We start from the raw sequence: 1878 nt of genomic DNA, 5'->3' as shown, positions 1-1878 counted from the left end.
ATCTCTCACGACAGCGGCGCCCTGAAGGGACGCCGGATGATCGCCGGGGGGCGACGGGATTTAAGGCAGGCTTTATTTCAGGCCGCGCTCGCGGCCTCCTTGCATAATCCGATCCTGAAGGCCGCAGCACTGCGCTGCGCGAGAAGGGAAAGTCCCATAAAGTCATAATCATCGCCATCGCCAGACGGCTCGTGACCATAGCGAACGCCATACTCAAATCGCGACAGAGATGGGCCGCTTAGTGAGATGCGAGACACAGTTGCTAATCAGTCATAATTGGCCAAACCGGCGCGTTATGACAGACCCGGGGCTGTCATAACGCCATTGAAAGCCGATTGTCAGTTTGTCACTTCAGGATTGCAAAACCCTGACCCGCAAAGGCCGGATGCGCCGCTTCTGAAGTCAGAGCCTCGAAAAAGGCATGATCTGCCTCATCTGCTGCCACAGTCAGCAGGGCGCCTGGATAAACAATGACCGGGTAACTATCCGCGGGAAAGGTGCCGACGATCGTCACGTTGTCGGCTGCCGCCGCATCCGTGGCGTAGACGATCCCGTAAGGTGCTTCGCCTGTAGCCACCAAACCCAAGGCTGCGCGCACGTTATCGGCCTGCGCCACTGAAGAGGAGACACTGCTCCAGATGCCGAGATTTTCCAACGCGGCTTTGCCATATTGGCCTGCCGGAACCGACTCAACCAGGGCCATAGCAAGCTTCTCCTGCCCAAGCAGACCCTGCAGATCAAAGCCCTGACGGATGTCCACCGGCTTCGCCTCCTTGCCATGCGCGATCAGAACCAATGTATTGCCGAAAAGATCCGTCCGGCTGTTATTCGCGATAAGCCCGGCCTTTTCGACCTCGTCCATCCAGTTAACGGCTGCAGAGACGAATATATCCGCCGGCGCCCCTTCGATGATCTGTTTGGCCAGCTGGTTCGACCCGGCATAGGAGATCACCACCCGGTGGCCGGTTTGCTCCATCCAGGATGTCGCCAGTTCATCCAGCGCATTTTTCATCGAGGCGGCAGCGAAGACGACGACTTCATCTGCGGTCGCCGGCGCTGCAAGGGCGAAGATCAGAGCCAGGCCGGCAGACAGCCTCTTACAACGAGAAGTAACCATATGATGCATCCCATGCGATATGTTCGGCGAGAAACATCGCAGCGGAACTGAGGACTGGCAAGCGTTAAGTTTCTTCGGACATATCGCGCAGCATCGACTGCAGTTCCGCCATCCGCGCGGCACCGGCCTCAGCCATGATGTCCTCCAGCCGCCGGTAATGATCCAGAACCACGGCCCCGGCAGGTGTCAGCCGGGCCCCTCCACCCCTGGCACCTCCACGCATGGATTCAACCAGGGGTTCGCGAAAAGCTTTGTTCAGCTCCTCCACAAGCATCCAGGCACGCTTATAACTCATGCCCATGCCACGCCCTGCCGCAGAGATAGATCCCGTCTGCGAAATACCCTCCAGCAATGCAGCCTTGCCCGGACCGAGCATCGCCTGTTTGCCAAAAACAATTCGAACTTTCAGATAAGGTGAGGTCATGGCGCGGAAACTTCTGTATGCATGGCGGTATATGACAGGGGTTGTGCCCTCTGGGCAACCCGGGCAGCGGGCTCCTCAGCGGAGACAATGAAGCCAAACGGCTTCTCGCGTGACTGCCCTCGACAGGATGAGAGGCGTCGCTACCTCCGTTGTATTCTCTGGCAGACGGAGCGCCGTTTTCTTCTGAGCGGTGCCCTGCTGCGCATCGATCTACCCGCATCATCAGGACGCAATCGCGCAGACCATCTCTTTACCGGACAGTGTTTCGGATGCTCTCAGGTGTTTGATCCCGCGGTTTGATGGTGTGATCCTTTCAAGGGAATGGAAGGATGCCCTA

The 1878-nt window shown here is 58.0% G+C and carries 3 protein-coding genes; 1 reads left to right on the top strand and 2 read right to left on the bottom strand.

All coding sequences use genetic code 11. The features are described from left to right. A complete protein-coding gene (locus EG244_RS21620) occupies positions 1 to 168 on the top strand; it encodes a transposase (RefSeq protein WP_124966911.1) in 168 nt (55 codons plus the stop codon). A gap of 178 nt (positions 169 to 346) precedes the next feature. Here the strand turns inward: EG244_RS21620 and modA are convergent, their stop codons facing one another. Both modA and EG244_RS20075 read right to left on the bottom strand, forming a co-directional pair. Further along, positions 347 to 1117 (bottom strand): molybdate ABC transporter substrate-binding protein, encoded by a 771-nt coding sequence (gene modA, locus EG244_RS20080; protein ID WP_233589088.1) that lies wholly within the window; start codon positions 1115 to 1117, stop codon positions 347 to 349. A gap of 64 nt (positions 1118 to 1181) precedes the next feature. Further along, positions 1182 to 1541 carry a winged helix-turn-helix domain-containing protein gene (locus EG244_RS20075; protein WP_124966909.1) on the bottom strand — a complete coding sequence of 120 codons (360 nt, stop codon included), beginning with the start codon at positions 1539 to 1541 and terminating at the stop codon, positions 1182 to 1184. Positions 1542 to 1878 lie beyond the last annotated feature (337 nt).

This window comes from Falsigemmobacter faecalis, assembly GCF_003863335.1.
GTDB classification, from domain to species: domain Bacteria; phylum Pseudomonadota; class Alphaproteobacteria; order Rhodobacterales; family Rhodobacteraceae; genus Wagnerdoeblera; species Wagnerdoeblera faecalis.
Note: the sequence above shows the minus strand (reverse complement) of the source record. Positions and strands in the feature narration are given on the sequence as shown.